Annotated in this window: 1 protein-coding gene; it reads left to right on the top strand. The window is 45.1% G+C overall.

Annotated features, from left to right (window positions below; all coding sequences use genetic code 11):
* A partial coding sequence (locus ACRD7P_RS21030; protein ID WP_430909777.1) for an AMP-binding protein occupies nt 1–588 on the top strand: 588 nt, incomplete at both ends.

The following is a 588-nucleotide window of genomic DNA, read 5'->3' as shown; positions in this document are numbered from 1 at the left end:
GGTAACAAACGATACGACCCCTTATCTATCCCACTCGTTGCTTGACGCATCCAATTATCAAACCATGGTCCATGATTGGAACGCTACCGATGTTGAGTATCCTAAAGAAGGGACCATTGTTTCCCTGTTCGAGGCCCAGGTAGAAAAGGCCCCTGAGGCGATTGCCTTGGTTTTTGAAGGGTCGCAGTTGACATACCGGGAATTGAACGAACGGGCCAATCGATTGGCGCATCATTTACGGGATACCTATACATTAGGTCCGGACGATCTGGTGGGTCTTATGTTGGATCGTTCTTTATGGAGCGTCATTTCCATGTTAGGTGTTTTAAAGGCCGGCGCAGGGTATGTACCCATAGATACGGAATACCCGGAAGCCAGGAAATCTTTTATCATCGATGATACGGGTTTAAAAGTATTGATCATCGAATCCCAAAGCTTGTTCGATGTTATTGATTACAATGCATCTATTTTTTCGATAGATATTGAATTTGACGCATTGCCACAGGATGAAGTATATACCAACAACCCAGGATTATCCATATCCCCAACGGACCTATGCTATGTGATCTACACCTCGGGTACTACTGG

Source organism: Maribacter sp. 2-571, assembly GCF_050589625.1.
Lineage (GTDB): Bacteria > Bacteroidota > Bacteroidia > Flavobacteriales > Flavobacteriaceae > Pelagihabitans.
This window is presented reverse-complemented; position numbering and strand designations above follow the sequence as displayed.